At 59.3% G+C, this 15,489-nt stretch carries 14 protein-coding genes; 4 read left to right on the forward strand and 10 right to left on the reverse strand.

Annotated elements, in window-relative coordinates:
• Positions 1 to 190: 190 nt before the first annotated feature.
• From DESLA_RS19280 to DESLA_RS0107155, 8 genes are all read right to left on the reverse strand, one after another.
• Positions 191 to 1,111, reverse strand: a complete 921-nt coding sequence (locus DESLA_RS19280; protein WP_035261489.1) for a glycosyltransferase family 9 protein — start codon at positions 1,109 to 1,111, stop codon at positions 191 to 193.
• Positions 1,108 to 1,410: a hypothetical protein gene (locus DESLA_RS0107125; RefSeq protein WP_028571910.1), complete on the reverse strand. Its 303-nt coding sequence runs from the start codon at positions 1,408 to 1,410 to the stop codon at positions 1,108 to 1,110. The genes DESLA_RS19280 and DESLA_RS0107125 overlap by 4 nt, the downstream gene beginning before the upstream one ends.
• A gap of 119 nt (positions 1,411 to 1,529) precedes the next feature.
• The gene (locus tag DESLA_RS0107130; RefSeq protein ID WP_028571911.1) at positions 1,530 to 3,845 is read right to left on the reverse strand and encodes a CehA/McbA family metallohydrolase; all 2,316 of its coding nucleotides are present in this window, start codon (positions 3,843 to 3,845) and stop codon (positions 1,530 to 1,532) included.
• A 14-nt stretch (positions 3,846 to 3,859) separates the two neighbouring features.
• Positions 3,860 to 5,746: an aldehyde ferredoxin oxidoreductase family protein gene (locus DESLA_RS0107135; RefSeq protein ID WP_028571912.1), complete on the reverse strand. Its 1,887-nt coding sequence runs from the start codon at positions 5,744 to 5,746 to the stop codon at positions 3,860 to 3,862.
• On the reverse strand, positions 5,743 to 6,204 hold the full coding sequence (locus DESLA_RS0107140) for a 4Fe-4S dicluster domain-containing protein (RefSeq protein ID WP_051434470.1): 462 nt from the start codon (positions 6,202 to 6,204) through the stop codon (positions 5,743 to 5,745). The genes DESLA_RS0107135 and DESLA_RS0107140 overlap by 4 nt, the downstream gene beginning before the upstream one ends.
• Before the next feature lie 6 nt (positions 6,205 to 6,210).
• Positions 6,211 to 7,155, reverse strand: coding sequence for an ABC transporter substrate-binding protein (locus DESLA_RS0107145; protein ID WP_028571914.1), 945 nt, complete (start codon positions 7,153 to 7,155; stop codon positions 6,211 to 6,213).
• A gap of 208 nt (positions 7,156 to 7,363) precedes the next feature.
• Positions 7,364 to 9,019 (reverse strand): choline dehydrogenase, encoded by a 1,656-nt coding sequence (gene betA / locus DESLA_RS0107150; RefSeq protein WP_028571915.1) that lies wholly within the window; start codon positions 9,017 to 9,019, stop codon positions 7,364 to 7,366.
• Between the two features lie 35 nt (positions 9,020 to 9,054).
• The gene (locus DESLA_RS0107155) at positions 9,055 to 9,828 is read right to left on the reverse strand and encodes a FadR/GntR family transcriptional regulator (protein ID WP_051434471.1); all 774 of its coding nucleotides are present in this window, start codon (positions 9,826 to 9,828) and stop codon (positions 9,055 to 9,057) included.
• A gap of 288 nt (positions 9,829 to 10,116) precedes the next feature.
• On the opposite strand from DESLA_RS0107155, the gene DESLA_RS19285 reads away from it, so the two are divergent.
• The 4 genes from DESLA_RS19285 to DESLA_RS0107175 all read left to right on the forward strand — a co-directional run bounded on the left by DESLA_RS19285 (position 10,117) and on the right by DESLA_RS0107175 (position 13,334).
• A complete protein-coding gene (locus DESLA_RS19285) occupies positions 10,117 to 10,635 on the forward strand; it encodes a YeeE/YedE thiosulfate transporter family protein (protein WP_156932900.1) in 519 nt (172 codons plus the stop codon).
• Positions 10,632 to 11,159 (forward strand): YeeE/YedE thiosulfate transporter family protein, encoded by a 528-nt coding sequence (locus tag DESLA_RS0107165; RefSeq protein ID WP_028571917.1) that lies wholly within the window; start codon positions 10,632 to 10,634, stop codon positions 11,157 to 11,159. Before DESLA_RS19285 ends, DESLA_RS0107165 begins: the two co-directional genes overlap by 4 nt.
• 124 nt (positions 11,160 to 11,283) lie before the next feature.
• A complete protein-coding gene (locus tag DESLA_RS0107170; protein ID WP_028571918.1) occupies positions 11,284 to 12,345 on the forward strand; it encodes an adenine nucleotide alpha hydrolase family protein in 1,062 nt (353 codons plus the stop codon).
• A gap of 11 nt (positions 12,346 to 12,356) precedes the next feature.
• Positions 12,357 to 13,334, forward strand: a complete 978-nt coding sequence (locus tag DESLA_RS0107175; protein ID WP_028571919.1) for a calcium/sodium antiporter — start codon at positions 12,357 to 12,359, stop codon at positions 13,332 to 13,334.
• A 210-nt stretch (positions 13,335 to 13,544) separates the two neighbouring features.
• Here DESLA_RS0107175 and DESLA_RS0107180 read toward each other — a convergent pair whose 3' ends face one another.
• Positions 13,545 to 14,882 (reverse strand): type II toxin-antitoxin system HipA family toxin, encoded by a 1,338-nt coding sequence (locus tag DESLA_RS0107180; protein ID WP_028571920.1) that lies wholly within the window; start codon positions 14,880 to 14,882, stop codon positions 13,545 to 13,547.
• Positions 14,882 to 15,421 carry a helix-turn-helix domain-containing protein gene (locus DESLA_RS23295; protein ID WP_211239040.1) on the reverse strand — a complete coding sequence of 180 codons (540 nt, stop codon included), beginning with the start codon at positions 15,419 to 15,421 and terminating at the stop codon, positions 14,882 to 14,884. The genes DESLA_RS0107180 and DESLA_RS23295 overlap by 1 nt, the downstream gene beginning before the upstream one ends.
• Positions 15,422 to 15,489: the final 68 nt, after the last annotated feature.

The raw sequence follows: 15,489 nt of genomic DNA on the forward strand, positions 1-15,489 counted from the left end.
TTTCGGCTCGAAGAGCTTGTTCGCTTAACCCAAAATTGCCGAAAATATGAGTTTGGCATCCTGCTTGCTATAACTCAATCACCTTCCTCCTTTTGCAAAAGCCGGTTTTGTTTTTGGGCAGCCCACCCTGAAGCAAAACCGGTTTTTTTGTGCCCGCTATTCGGATAAAGCAAACAAACTCTTGGCCTACTCACCGAGCCAGGAGAGCGCCCACTTCCCGGCGAACCATATTCTGGGGAATCTCTAGCATGCACCGGGGATCGGCGCAGGCTATCCGTCCGGTTCGCGTGCATGGGCGACAAGCCAAGTCCAGACCGATGGTCCGCAATCCCACGGGGCCCCACTGCGTTTCCAGAGCCGGCCCGAACAAGGCCAGACCCGGCACGCCCAGCATGCCCGCCAGATGCACCGGCCCGCTGTCGTTGCCCACCACCAGACGTGCGCCCAAAAGCAGCTCTTGCAAGACATCCAATGAATGCGGCCAACTGACGGGATAATCCCTGATTTCCATCCCCCGATCCCGCTCCGCCGGGCCGAGCACGAACCGAACGCTTCGGCCCTGCCCCTGGAGCCACCGGGCCAGTTCAAAAAATTGTACAAGCGGCCACTGCTTGGCCGGATGCCCGGCTCCGGGAAAGAGCAGAATCTCGGCATCCCCCTTCCTCCCCTGTCCGCTCCCCCACGCCCCGAAAAGCCCTCGCCAACCAGCCGGCCAGTCGGGGTTCCAACCGATACCGAGTTCGCGCAGCCCCTGGGCATACGCATCCCTGGGCGACGTGGTCGGAACGCTCCCGGAACCGACAATGCCGCGCAACACATGCAACCGGGAGTGCGCCGGAACCGGCGGGTCCGTATCCAGCACGAACCAGAAAACCCGCGCGTCCGCCAACTCCACCGGCCACGGCTCACGAAGGAACAAGGCATCCATGCCCCGTCGCATCTCCAAAGGGCAGGGCTCCACGCCCAAAGGCCGCAACCAGGGTAAACGGGTGGCGGAACCAGCCCAAAACACGGCCTGATCCGCAAACCGTTCGCGGATGGCCAGCATGGACGGCCAAGCCATCAGGAAATCCCCCAATGCACCGCGATGAACCAGGAGAATGGAACTCACAGCTTCTTCATTTTCTGGAACATGTTCAGAAGCCCTGGGTCCGCGTGGCAAAACCCGCAGATGGCCTCGGAGAGGGAAATATACTGGTTGTGACGCAAAAGGGCATGTAATCCTTTGGAGTCGCCATACAGGGGCTCCAGGGATTCCACCAAAGGGGCAACGGGTACGAATCGCCGCTCGCACAACCCGCAGGTCCCCAGGCAATTGACCACGGCGGCCACGTCGAGCAGAGACTCCGGATTCTCGTCAAGGAGTTCCCGCAAGGCGTCCAGGTCGGAGGGCAGGATGAGATGCAGCATGGATTTCCCGTGTGGCAAAGCAAGACAGAGTGCGTACGCATCAACGCAGAAAACGCGGTACTTCAGCTTGTCCGGCTGAAGTACCGCGTTTTCATTACACAGAGCAAGAGGTTGTCCAGCTACAGGACATTCACCCAAATGGGGTTGCTCATGGCCCAATTCCCTTGACCATCTTCAATGATCAAAGCGTACCAGGTATTCTTTTTCGGCGTGAGAGGCACGGAGACATATTGTTCGTCAACACCGTCATAGTTTTGCTGGAAGGCAAATCCTTCGATTTCACCGTCGTCGTTGAATCTGGCCCCTTCGGTCACGACCGTGATCGTATCAACTCCATGAACGGAGACCGTCTTGAAGTTCAGATCAAACCCACTGGCGGGAACATGGATGGTTTGGCCGAAGGCATGCTCGGGATAAACCAGCGGACCGAAGGAAACATAGGAATTGCCCTGTTTCAAAGCCTGGTAATACTTCTCCAGGGTGAAGTCGCCGTCGACCCGCGCGATGGTCCTGGCATTGCCGGACCGGTATCGCCACACGTCATGGACGTCGCTTCCACCGGCAAGATAGTATTTTTCCTGATTATTCCAAAACTCCCAGGTTCGCTGCAGAGCCTTGTGGTTATCCTTGGTGGAGATGGCGCCGTTGATTTCGATCAAATCGAAATCCGCGTCCCAGCCTCCGGGAACCATGTCGCGTTCCGCGCTGTGGAAATACCCGTACGTGATGTAGGGATGCGCGACCATCACCAAAGCGTCCAGTTCTCTGGCCCTGGCAAAAATCTCTCCCGCCGTGGCGCCGGGATCAATGGACACGTCCCGCCCATCCAAGGGAATCGGCAAAACATTGATGTGTCCCCAGTTCGGAGAAACCTCGATCCCGGAGATGAAGGAAACGGACCTGGACTTGGCCATTTCAGCGATCTGTTCATTGTTGGCAATGGAGTCGTGATCGCTGACAAAGACGATATCCAATCCGCCGGCGAGCTGCGAGCGAACAAGATAATCCGGGGGCGTCACACCGTCCAGAATATCGGAATGGTGGTGCAAGTCCGCCGCATACCAGCCTGAACCGGGCAGGTCGATCAACTGCTCGATGGCTTGAACCAGTTCGTGACGTCCTTCGGACACAACGGACAGGTTGACCATCTCCTCTCTGGCCGTAAAATCGGCGCCACTGGAAACAGACAGGGTGTACTCGCCCTGAGCCAACTGGAAGCCGGCCATGCCCGGTTTTTCCAACTCCGTGAAAAAGGTCCTGGCCCCAACGTACTCCACGAGGATTTCCGGCCCCTCTACCACTTCGATCCGGGCGTCAACGGGTTGTTGCGTCTTCTTGTCCACAACGGAGAGGACAACCTCCCCTCCCGTACTGATGTCATTGAAATCAAGGGGGGTATTCTCCCCCGCGGAGACGCTGATTCGCTGCTTGGCGGTCAGCGAATACCCCTTGGCCACGGCATGGACGGCATATTCCCCCTCTTCCAGGGCGATCTCATAGGCGCCGTTTTCCCCGACGGTCCAGGCGAAAAGCATGTCCCGGGCCTCCGGCGTGGCCTTTTCGAATATCACGACAGGTACGTCAACGGCATTGCCCTCGGTGGATCGCACAACGCCGGAAACCGTCCCAAAAGGCTTTTCGTTCAGCGCAAGGTTGTGGCGCATCACTTCTGCGGTGCTGCCGATATCATCAAACTGGATCCAGGCCGCCAGATCCACGGTATCCCCGGGAGCCAGAGTCTGCTTCCTGTAAAGATCGCGCCATCCGGTTCCCCAGGCAAAATCCGTGAATCCGGGGTAATGCACGGCCATGGCGAAGTGTTCGTCATATCCGAGAACATAGTCCCCAAACCACTCTTCGGCCACCTGGTCGTAGCCTCTTTCCACCGTGCCCCAGGGACCGAACATGTATCCGCTAAGCGTACACAAGGAGTATCCCGCCAGAAGATCTTCGTAAGTTTTCTCTCCGCGATTCGTCATCCGCGTGGAAACATCCAGGATATTGCTTCCAGATGTAACCGTATACGTCGTGATCAGTTCAATGTTCGCGTCGTAGTCCCTGGTGATCTGGATGACGACCCGGTCAGGGCTCTGCTCCACGATACGCGTCTGCTGGGATTCACTGGGCCAGGCGGACCAGCCGTGGGGCAGGAAATCGATCAATGCGGTTCGATTGTCGGTCCATTCTCCGTCCACGAAAAGAGCGGAGTCCACGATGGAGCCATGCGGAACGCCCCAGGGCGGGGTGGTTCCAACGGCAAAGGCTATTTTAAAGAACTCGTTGGAAATGGTGATGTCTTCGTCAGCCAGGGCGATGCCGTTGACGATGTCCGTCGGCCCTGTGCGCACCTGAACCCCTGGCTCGGCGGCCTGGAGGTTCAGGGAAAAAACAACACTCAACAAAAACGACCAGAAAACGATCCTTGCATATTTCACTTAGACCTCTTTTGTTACGGTTTCTGAACCGCGGACACCGTCATCACGAATCGACGATCCGTCACGACACCGGTCCGCTCCAAACATTCCTCAGATGGACGACCCCGCTCGTCCCAACCTCTGACCCGGTAGTAGTCCGTCAGCAGGGTTTGCATATCCTGTTTGGTAATTCGGTGTCCCTTGTGGGGGCCGCTGGGCAGAGATTCCTCCACGAAACGTCGGGGCAGGCGCTCCTGGGACACGTCCATTCCTTCACGCAGGTTGAACAGCCGGGTGGTATTCCAGATCCGGCGGCCCAATTCGTCGAAAAAGCCCGACTCCACCTCGCGGCCCGTGGCCGCGTTCAGCAGTTCGGCATAGGTTTCCGGCGTCACGCCCATGGCTCCGAAGTCGCATTTCACCAGACAATCCGTGCCCGCCAGGTAGTCCTGCAAGGCCACCACCAGCTCGGCCTTGCCCTCCAGGTCCAACGCCCGGACCGGCTTGCCCCGCCACTCCATGCCCGTGGCCTCGTAGCCCACGGGAAAGCCGCGCTGGTGGCAGGCTCCCCGGTCCGCGGTCATGTAGGCCAGCCCCATGCCCGGCGCACCGCGTGGCCCCCAGGCGGGCATTTCCAGGCCCTTGACGTGCTGGGCCAGACTTTCCGCCTCCGGTCCCAGGGCCGCTGCCGCGGCCTTGACGCCTCGGGACAGAAGACCTCCCAGCTTGCCCTGCCGACCGGCGATCATCCGGATCAGCCGCTCCGCCGCCGCGACGCCGCCAAACTCCAGGTCCGCGATGTCTTCGGGAGCTTCCAAGTCGGCCAGAAGCCCCTTTACCTTGGCCTCCATGGCAAAACTCACACACGCACCGGTGGAGATGGAATCCAGACCCAGCAGATCGCAAAGCTTGGTCAGATGGGCCACGGCCCGCGGGTCGCCGATGCCCAGGTTGGTGCCGAGCATGGCCGCGGACTCGTACTCCACGATGTCCGTGACCATCTGGGCGTGGGCCCCGGTCCGGACCGCGCCCATCTGGGTGCAGGCGATGGGGCACCCGAAACAGGCCGCCCGGCTCAGCCACAAGGCCCGGGACTGGCCGCCCTCCCCCAGTTTTTTGGCCAGGGGCGACGTCCCGTCGCTGAAGTTGTTGGCCGGGATCAACCCGGCCTCGTTGGCGAATTCCACCGAGGCCGCGGTGCCGGAAGCCATCAAGGCCCGGCATTCCGCGCTGTCTTGGATCTCCTGGTTGGCCCGGTCCAGGGCGCGATCGAATCCGGCCTGGTCATGAACCCGGACCAGGCGGTCCCCCTTCAGGGCCAGGGCCTTCAGATTCTTGGACCCCATCACCGCGCCCGCCCCGCCCCGCCCGGCCTGACGGTTGAATTCGCAGCAGATCAGGGCATAGGGAACGTGCTGCTCCCCGGCCGGCCCGATGGTCGCGATTTTGAATCCCTCGTCGCCCAGAGTTTCCTTGACCCGCTGAGTGGCGTCCATGGTGTCCAGGCCCCAAAGCTCTCCTGCCGACCGCAACCTGGGACCGTCCCGGTCCAAGACCAGAATCACCGGTTCCGAGGCACGGCCGGTAATCACCAGCCCGTCGTATCCGGCGTACTTGATTTCCGGGCCGAACATTCCGCCGAAATAGGAGTCCAGGAACAGATTGGTCAGCGGAGACTTGGTCGCCACGCAGGCCCGCATGGCCGGGGCCGGGGTTCCGGTGAGCGGACCGGGCAGGAAGAGCAGGACATTGTCCGGCCCCAGGGGATCAGCCCGTTCCGGAACCAGGTCCAAAAGCAGCTTGGCCGCATACCCCTTGCCGCCCAGGTATCCCTCCTGGAGCCAGTCCGGAAGAAGCACATCCTGAAACGTGCCCGTGGTCAGATCCGCATGGAGCATCACGCCCCAGGCCGCACTGCTCATGATCGGCCCTCCCCATCGCTTGTCGGCATTTCCGACGATGCAAACAATTCCAGAGCCCCCGTGGGGCAGGCCTTCACGCAATTGGGAGTGCCGTCACACAGGTCGCACTTGAAGGCCTTGCCGCTTTCCGCATCCAGATGGATCATGCCCAAGGGGCAGTACCGACCGCACAACCCGCAGGAAATGCACGTCTCCCGGTCAATGGCCACGACTCCGGTCTGCTCGTCCCGGGAAATAGCCTTCACCGGACAGGCCCGCAGACACATCGGATTTGCGCACTGCTCGCAGACCACCGGAATATGGGCCATATTCTCCCACATTCGCCGAATGGTCAGCATGGATCTACGCGGATTGTACCCGCCGAACACATGCAGGGAACAGGCGGCCTGACAGAGCTGGCATCCGGTGCAGGCATCGAAATGGGTCCGGATGAATATGGGGGGACGGGTCTGTTGCATGGGAGGCTACTTTGCCATCACCGCTTCGATCACCGGCAGGGCGGGCTGGCCGTCAGCCGTGGTCACGCCGTCCATCCAGCCGCGATAGATTTCCGGGTTGGCGCGCAGCCAGGCCAGGCCGGCTTCCAGGGGTTCCATTGCGTTGTCTTCATGAAGCATGTTCATGGCCTCGTTGACCATCGCGATGGGCACCAGGTAGTTGTTCAAGAATGTGGCTACGTTGGGCTGCTCCTGGTCGAATCCGGTGCGGATGTTGATGTACACCGTGGCCGTGCCGTCGTTTTCGCCGAAGGTGGTTTCATCGCTGCCCGTGAGGTAGGACATGTCGATGATCTTGTTCATCCAGTGCGGAGACCAGCCCAGAAAAACAATCCACTGCTGGTTGCGGGCAAAATTCTGGACCTGGGTCAACATGGCCGTCTCGCTGGAGGGAATCAGTTCGAAATTCCCCAGGTTGAACATGTTTTCATTGATCATCAGCTCGATGACTTCGTTGCCGTCGTTGCCTTCCTCGATGCCGTAGATCTTGTACTCCAGCTTTTCCCCGAACCTGGCGATGTCCGAAAAGTCGCGCAAGCCGCCCTCGTAGGCATAGGTGGGCACGGCCAGAGTGTATTTGGCGTTCTCCATGATCACGGAAAACGACTCCACCTTGCCGCTCTCAAAATGGGGCTCGGCGATGCTCTGCATGGTGGGCATCCAGTTGCCCAGAAAGACGTCCGCCTGGTCCGAGGCAATGGCCTGATAGGCGATGGGCACGGAAAGCAGCATGCTGGTCGCATCGTAGCCCAGCTCATTCAGAAAGTACTGCGCCACCTCGGTCTTCACCGTGACGCAGGTCCAGGGCACGTACACGAACCGGACTTCCTTGGAAGCCAGGGCGTTGCCGGCCAGACTGATCACCACGGCCATAACCATGGCCGCCATCATGTTGCGCATTGTCTTGTCCATCGTTCCTCTCCTTGGTTGGATGGTTTGAATATCCTGTTATACCATTTCTAATTCAAAGCTTCTCTTTCGGTATCGGTATCGATATCGGCATCGGGGTCACATTAGGATTATTGGCGAACAAACTGTATCGATCCCGATCCCGATACCGACGCCGACCCCGATAACTGCATTTCCAAGCGAAGAAAGCATTGCCGAAGTAGAATTGGTATTATTGCTTGACTGTCGGCACATGCCGATAAAAGTCCACGCTGGACGGCGGCAGGGGCGTGTTGCCCAGGATCGCGTCCGCGGCCTTTTCCGCGATCATCAGCACCGGGGCGCAGATGTTGCCGTTGGTGATTTCCGGCATCACCGAGGCGTCCACCACGCGCAGATTCTTCAGGCCGTGGACCTTCAAATCCTTGTCCACCACGGCCATGTCGTCGTAGCCCATCTTGCAGGTGCAGCTGGGGTGATACGCGCTCTCCCCTTCCCGGGCCACGAAGTCCAGGACCTCTTCTTCCGTGGAGACGTGCTCCCCGGGGGAAAGCTCCTTGGCCTTGAACTCGGCGAAAGCCGGCTGATTGAAGATCCGGCGGGCGCATGCAATGGCCTCGACCCACTCCTTGCGGTCCTTTTCCGTGGACAGATAGTTGAACCGGATTCGCGGCGCGGTGCTGGGGTCATTGGACAGCAGCCGGACAGAGCCCTTGGCGTCGCTGTACATCGGGCCGACATGGAGCTGGTACCCGTGGCCCTCGCTGGGCGCGGTGCCATCGTAGCGGATGGCGATGGGCAGAAAATGGAACTGCAAATTCGGGTACGCGACCTCGTCGTTGCTCCGGACAAAGCCCCCGGCCTCAAAATGGTTGCTGGCCCCGATGCCCGTGCGCCGAAACAGCCATTCCAGACCGATCTTGGGCATGTTCCAGGGCTTGAGTGCCGGATAGAGGCTCACCGGCCGCTTGGACGCGCACTGGATGTAGACCTCCAGGTGGTCCTGCAGATTCTCGCCCACGCCCGGCAGGTCCGCGACCACGGAAACGCCCTTGGATAAAAGGTGCTCCGAATTGCCGACCCCGGAAAGCTGAAGCAGTTGCGGCGAGTTGATCGCCCCGCCGCAGCAGATGACCTCCCCGGCGTAAACTTTGTGCAGCTTGTCGCCCTTGCGGTATTCCACGCCCACGGCGGTGCGCCCGTCGAAAAGAATCCGGGTGGTCAGGGCCTTGCAGATCAGTTTCAGATTGGAGCGGTGCAAAGCCGGGTGCAGATATCCGCGAGCCGTGCTCCAGCGATTGCCGCGATAGGTGGTGCTTTCGAACTTGCCGAAGCCTTCCTGCTGAAAACCGTTCACGTCCGAGGTGATGGGATACCCGGCCTGCTGGACCGCGGCGAAAAAAGCGTCGAACAGCGGGTTCTCGCATTTCGGGGTGGTCAGGTACTGCCCGCCGGTCCTGCCCTGATAAGCGTCCGCGCCCTTCAGCCGGTATTCCATCTTTTGAAAATACGGCAGGCAGTGGGCGTAGTCCCAGTTCTCCAGGCCCTTGATCGCGCCCCATTTCTCGTAGTCCATGGCGTTGCCGCGAATGTGGATCATCCCGTTGATGGAGCTGGAACCGCCCAGAACCTTGCCCCGGGGCTGGGCGATCCGGCGGTTGTGCATGTGCTGTTCCGGCTCGGACTCGTAAGCCCAGTTGTAGAAGGTGTTGGTCAGATTGAAGGACAGGGCCGAGGGCATGTGGATCCGGAAATCCATCTTGTGGTCCCAGCGGCCGGCCTCCAGGACCAGCACCCGTCGATCAGGATCCGCGCTCAGCCGATTGGCCAGGATGCTTCCCGCGGTTCCCGCGCCGATGATAATCACGTCGTATGTTGTGTTGGACATATCTTGTTTCTCCTTGGGGTTTGAATTCAGAGTTCTCAGAGTTCATTGGTTCGAAGCGTTTTCTGAAACGCCTCCACCTTCCTGCGCAAAATCATATAGTGAAAGCTGATGTAGGACTTGGCTTTAATGGGGTCGTGACGGGCGATCTCCAGGGCGGTGTGCCGCCAATTGTCCACGATGCACTGCCGGTATTCCGCGTCCTCGTACAGGGCGTTGTCCATGGAACTGAAACCGATCTGAACGGCCTGCATGATCCATTCAAAAATCGGATTATCGGCCATTTTGGCAAATAACAGGTTCAGTTCCCGGTCCAGTTCGGCAAGCAGCTCCATGTTCGCCTCGTCCGCCACGCCCGCAAGGGCATCGGCCTTGTCCTGGAGCCGTTGCTTCTGCTCCACGCTGCCGCGGGCAATGGCCAGGTCCGTGATCACGGAGTCCATGCTTTCCCGAAATTCGATCAGATGCATGGGATCGGTCTGGTTCTGCTTCAGGAACAAGGCGAAGGATTCGCTGATGCTGACCACCTCGATGTTTTTGACGTACGCCCCGCCCTTGGCCCCTTTGCGGATATCGATCAATCCCTTGTGCTTGAGCACCTGCAACGCTTCGCGAATTACGCCGCGCCCGGTCTTGAACAGGACTTGCAGCTCCCGCTCGCTGGGCAGCCGCTCACCGGGCTTGACCTTGCCGCCAAGCACCGCGGCTTGAATCTGCAAAGCGATGTCCTCGCCGGCACGTCCAGCCTTGATGGGAGCCGAGCAGACTTCCTCCAGCCCTTCGGCTTTACCGGCACTAAATGGACGGTCCATTAAGCTGTCCTCCTGACAAGATTTGTCGGTGTCGAAAAGGCAAAACTGAACAAAATCAAGAATAAATCTCCAAAAGGCGCCACCAAATGGCCAGACCAATCTACATGCCAGCGTATGAATGTCAACCCCAAAAGAATCCGAAAACCTCGCTTGTCCATCAGCTCACAAGAGGCCGGACCGTGATCGGACTGGACCTGATTCCGGAATGTGATAAGAACAAACCCAAAAGCATTCGGCTTTCGCGAAACGCCAAACAGCGTGCTTGGCAAACATCAAGGAGGCAGCGTCATGAACAAAGGTGACGGCGGATGGAGCCCGTATTTGGCCGGAGGGCTCAGCGGCCTGGTCGGGGTGATGTCGGTCTGGCTGGCCGGACAGTTTTTCGGTGCGTCCACGTCCTTCGTGCGCACGGCGGGGATGATCGAGCAATGGTTCAGTCCGGAGCGGGTCGGCCAGCTGGAGTACTTCATCCGGGTGGTCCCGCGCATCGACTGGCAGTGGATGTTCGTGATCGGGATCGTCCTCGGCTCCCTGGTCTCGGCCTGGACTTCAGGATCGTTCCGCTGGCAGTCCGTTCCGGACATGTGGCGGGAACGCTTCGGCCACACCCCGGTCAAGCGGGCCGTGGTCGCCTTTTCCGGCGGCGTGGTGGCCATGTTCGGGGCCAGATTGGCTGACGGCTGACCCAGCGGTCATGGGTTGAGCGGTTCGCTTCAACTGGCTGTCAGCGGTTTTGTGGCTTTGGTCTGCTTTTTTATCGGCGGGATGATCATGGCCCGCATCGTCTATGGAGGTGGCAAGTCATGAACATCCTGATCTACGGACTGATCACCGGTTTCCTGTTCGGCTTCCTGCTCCAGAAGGGCCGCGTGCTGCGCTATGACAAGCAGCTCGGCGCGCTGCGATTGATGGACATGACCATCGTCAAGTTCATGCTTTCCAGCGTGATCGTGGGCATGGTCGGGGTGTACCTGCTTCAGGATCTGGGAGTGGCCAAGCTCTCGGTCAAACCCCTGATGCTCGGACCGATCATCATCGGCGGCCTGCTTTTCGGACTGGGCTGGGGTCTGCTGGGTTACTGCCCGGGCACCTCCATGGGAGCCCTGGGCGAGGGGCGCTGGGACGCGCTGTGGGGTATTCTGGGGATGATCGTGGGCGGGGGACTCTTTGCCGAAGCCTATCCCTGGCTGCGCTCCACGGTCTATAACTGGGGCGACTACGGACGTCTGACCCTGCCGGAAATGCTCGGCGTCAATCACTGGCTGATCATTCCGGTATTCATCGTCGGCGCGATCTTGCTTTTTCGTTGGTTTGAACGCAAGGGGCTTTAGCCCTTTCCTTCCCTTCCGGGTGCGCCTCCCCAATTTTGCGCCCGGAAGGGAAAAGGGGTAGGCTCATGCTTCAACACGGCAGATCCCCTTCCACTCAACGTTCGCCCCATTCTTCCCAACACGCATGACCCAATCCTACCACGCCCTGGCCCTCTACTCCGGAGGCCTGGACAGCATCCTGGCCATGAAGACCGTGCTCGACCAGGGACTGCGGGTCCTTGGCCTGCATTTCTGTTCCCCGTTTTTCGGCCATCCGGATAAAATCGAACATTGGCAACGCATTTATGGGCTGGAAATCCACCCCGTGGACGTGCACCAAACGTTTATCGACATTTTGCGCCAAGGCCCGCGCTTCGGCTACGGCAAGGTGCTCAACCCCTGCGTGGACTGCAAGATCACCATGCTCTCCCATGCCAGGTCGTTGATGGACCAGTACGGCGCCCGGTTTCTGATCAGCGGCGAAGTCCTGGGCCAGCGGCCCATGTCCCAGCGCCGGGACACCTTGAACCTGATCAGCAAGCAGGCCGAGGTCCGCGACCTGTTGCTGCGTCCGCTTTGCGCCGGGCATATGCCCTCCACGCCCATGGAGGAGGAAGGCCTGGTGGACCGCACCCGGCTGCATTCCATTTCCGGCCGCGGACGCAAGGACCAGCTCCGTCTGGCCGAATCTTACGGACTGGCCGAAATCCCCACTCCGGCCGGCGGCTGCCTGCTGGCGGAACAGGAATCCGCCAAACGATTCTGGCCGGTCCTGACCCGCATTCCCGAGCCGTCCCCGCACGACTTCGCCCTGGCCAACATGTCCCGGCAATACTGGAACGACGGACTTTGGATGATGGTCGGCCGCAACAAGTCGAATAACGATGCCCTGGCGCGCATGGCCCAGGCCGAGGATCTGCTGTTCAAGACCGCGGACGTCCAAGGCCCCCTGGCCCTGGGCCGTCGCAAGCCGGGCATAATCTGGACCGAGGAGGATATCCGCCGGGCCGCGACCTTCGTGGCCGGCTTCACCGCGAAAAAACGCCCCCCTGGACAAACTCCCCTGATTCGCGTCACCAGTTCCGGCCAATCCTCCACCCTGGAATGCCCCGCCGAATCCCCGTCCGAAACCGGCTGGGCGGAGTTCACCTGGGATCGGACCAAACGAGAAAAGCAGGACTGGATCGACGCCAATTCCCCGTCCTAACACGGCCATCCATGGACACCCTCCTCAACATCGGCCTGATCGTGATCAGCGCCGCGCTGCTCTGGAAAGGGGCGGAGCTGATCGTGGACAGCGCCGCGGCCATTGCCCGGCGCTGGGGCATTTCCGAGCTGGTCATCGGCCTGACCATCGTCGCCGCCGGAACCTCGGCTCCGGAATTCCTGGTCACCGTGACCGCCGCGTATCAGGGCTTGCCCGCCATTGCCCTTTCCAACGTCCTGGGGTCCAACATTTTCAACCTGGGCCTGATCCTCGGCCTAGTGGCCATGATCCGCCCCATTCCAACCCACCCTACCCTGCTCTACCGGGACGGAGGCCTGTTGCTGGGCCTGACCATTGCGATCATGACCATGATTTACCTGGATATTCTGGGAAGGTGGTCGGGCATGATCCTGCTGGGCGGCCTTGTCGGCTACACAACGCTGCTCTTCGTCCGCGCACCGAAGGAGATTGCCCGGATCGCGATGGATTCCGGAACCCAGGCTGGGGAAGGAACGAGTGGAGAGAACGGCCAAGAGAAAAAGGTCGCCTGGCGAACCTACCTGCTGCTTCTGACGGGCTTCATCGGCGTGGCCCTGGGCGGCAGGATCATGGTCCAGGCGGCCACGGAACTGGCCCTGGTCCTGGGAGTGAGTCAATGGACCATCGGCGTGACCATCGTCGCCGCCGGAACCTCCCTGCCGGAGCTGGCCACCTGTCTGGCCGCCTCGCTCAAGGGCCGCAACGACATGATCCTGGGGAACCTGCTGGGCAGCGACATTTTCAACTTCGCCGGAGTCCTGGGCCTGACCATGCTCCTGCGCCCCCTCCATGCCCCGGAAAACGCCCTGCTCTCCATGCTCCTGCTCAACGCCATGATGCTCCTGGTCCTGCTCTTCATCCGCAGCAACTGGGGCATCTCCAGAACAGAGGGAGCGCTACTGATCTGCATGGCCCTGGCCCGCTGGGGCGTGGATATTTCAGGCGCGTGAGCATGCGTCTTCGCGTGGTCCATCACTCGGGTCAATCTTCAATTCCTGGTATCTACTCAGCACATTTTGTATCCGCCCTTGCTCCGGCAATCGGAGTCGGGGTCGCTATCGGAATCGGAATCGGAACAGAAAAAATTTTGAACGCTTCCCAGCGTTTTCGATCCCGATCCCGATACCGATCCCGACTCCGACCCCGACAACGGCATTACTCTATGCTGAATAGTTACAATTTCTGTTTCGAATGAACCTGTCCCGGGCGTGCAGCAGTCCGTTGAATATTGGTTCCGCCACACTGCTCGGGAAATCGGTTGGTACTTGCCGAGCAACACTTGCAATCACGCCATCCAGTCGTTGGAGTATTTCCGAGATGATTGCTTCCATCTCATCCGTGGGAAAGTGGCAGGTTTTAGCTGTACTGATCCAATGCCTGTTCAGAATTTTGAACCAATGATACTGGCGATTTGCTCCGCGCACAGCCATGGCCATTTTTATTTTGCGTTCCTCCAGATTCCGTTTCGCAAGACAGGGATACGCGGAAATGATGTCGTAGAGTGGAGTGAGGTGGTAAATCCCTCCCGTCTGAATATAAATGCTGAAATTTTTGGCATGCCCATCGATCGCGGCCAACAACCAGAAGAGGAAATTCGCCGTGAGGAATGTTTTTCTGTCCGCAAAACTTCTGGATGATCCGAGGAGCAGCTTCATGATGTTTTCAATACCCGGCCCGCCGTCGCTTTCGTATTTGAGAGCTGGAGCGACGCCCAGCGCCTGACACATGTCCTCCTGAGGCAACCGGACGATCCAGGACTGATCCTCTGACGCCCTCCTGTCGAACCGTTTGATGACAAGAGCGTTTACGCCCGCAAACTGCCTCATGCTTGCTTCGGCAACCGGGAGCCCGAATTCCTTGATGATTTGATGGCAAAGCCATTCATTTTCCACACTGTCGGACAAGTCGATGTTTTGATGTTCGAGGCGGCCGATCGGCAGCTTCAGGATATGGGTGGTCGGAGTTGAGCCATGGGGACGATGCCATTTTCCATCGTGATGGAGCAACGCTGTTTTATCCTGCGCTCCAGCCAGTGATATCCGGAAATCATCCTCGCCGGAAATGCCGAGCGGCATGATCCGGCTGTTGCTGAGTATCCCGGCTATCTGATCATCGGTGACAGGAGTGGCGTCAATGTCATGGACTGGTGGAGGGTCTCTTTCGATCGGACAGAGTTGGACCGCACCGATACAGTCACGCCCGATATGCGACAGCAGATCAAAGCTGTTGTCCGAGGGAGTCTGGAATTTCCGTTGGAGATGACGCCTGACGGCCTGGTTGTCCGGGAGGAGATTGTCATAATAATTTTCCACCACTTCCCCGGAATACGGCTCTGCTCGCAACGGCATTGAAAGCGACAGGGGCCGTGCTGAATTTTCGCGCATCCAGTGTTCATGATAGGCAAATTCGAGCTTGCCGCTCGAATGACGCCTGAGCGTCCCCACCCGGAGACCATTCATCCAGACGGAGAGTTCCCTCGAAAGCTTGCGGCGCCCCATCACCATGCATCCTCATCCGGCTTTGCCCTCGGCTGAATCACCAGCTCCAGATCGAGGGCTGCAAGAAGTCGAAAAAGCGTATCCACCCTGGTCGGAATTCCTCGTTCGATGCTCGACACGGTGACTTGATTCACGCCCGCCGGTTTCCCGGCTTCAGTCTGGTTCAGCCCCTTGCCCTTGCGCAGGGCTCTGAGCGATGCTCCAAGAGACTCTGCCGAGGTGACCTTGATTCGTGTTTGCATGGCTGTTGAATAGTGTTTCAAGTTATAAATAAAATTTATTCTTTTTTTGATATAAATATAAAATATTGTCAATGCTGTTAAGAAATGAAGTGGAGATCCGTTGGATCCGGAGCAGGCCCGTCCCGGCGTGCACCGCCCGCGACCCGCAGCGAAGGATTTGGCACGTGGACGCCCTGAAACTGGAGGACTTGGCTCCTCCGGCAGGAAGCGTGAGGCAAAATCCAGAAAGGCGACTCCCGTGATAAGAACGGTGGCGAGCCTTAGAGCGATGATTTTTTGACTCGAGGGTGATCCCAAGGGGTGATGGCACCTCAACAAGTACGGGTGGGAAATCACGCCCCGCAACAGGAGAGGGTATCATTGAT

This window comes from Desulfonatronum lacustre DSM 10312 (assembly GCF_000519265.1).
In the GTDB taxonomy this organism is placed as follows: domain Bacteria; phylum Desulfobacterota; class Desulfovibrionia; order Desulfovibrionales; family Desulfonatronaceae; genus Desulfonatronum; species Desulfonatronum lacustre.

Coding starts and splice junctions, on each gene's coding strand:
- DESLA_RS0107135 (WP_028571912.1), bottom strand. CDS start 5,746: ATGAGCAGTGCGGCCTGGGGCGTGATGCTCCATGCGGATCTGACCACG.
- DESLA_RS0107180 (WP_028571920.1), bottom strand. CDS start 14,882: ATGGGGCGCCGCAAGCTTTCGAGGGAACTCTCCGTCTGGATGAATGGT.
- DESLA_RS0107140 (WP_051434470.1), bottom strand. CDS start 6,204: ATGCAACAGACCCGTCCCCCCATATTCATCCGGACCCATTTCGATGCC.
- DESLA_RS0107175 (WP_028571919.1), top strand. CDS start 12,357: ATGGACACCCTCCTCAACATCGGCCTGATCGTGATCAGCGCCGCGCTG.
- DESLA_RS0107170 (WP_028571918.1), top strand. CDS start 11,284: ATGACCCAATCCTACCACGCCCTGGCCCTCTACTCCGGAGGCCTGGAC.
- DESLA_RS0107125 (WP_028571910.1), bottom strand. CDS start 1,410: ATGCTGCATCTCATCCTGCCCTCCGACCTGGACGCCTTGCGGGAACTC.
- betA (WP_028571915.1), bottom strand. CDS start 9,019: ATGTCCAACACAACATACGACGTGATTATCATCGGCGCGGGAACCGCG.
- DESLA_RS0107165 (WP_028571917.1), top strand. CDS start 10,632: ATGAACATCCTGATCTACGGACTGATCACCGGTTTCCTGTTCGGCTTC.
- DESLA_RS0107145 (WP_028571914.1), bottom strand. CDS start 7,155: ATGGACAAGACAATGCGCAACATGATGGCGGCCATGGTTATGGCCGTG.
- DESLA_RS0107155 (WP_051434471.1), bottom strand. CDS start 9,828: ATGGACCGTCCATTTAGTGCCGGTAAAGCCGAAGGGCTGGAGGAAGTC.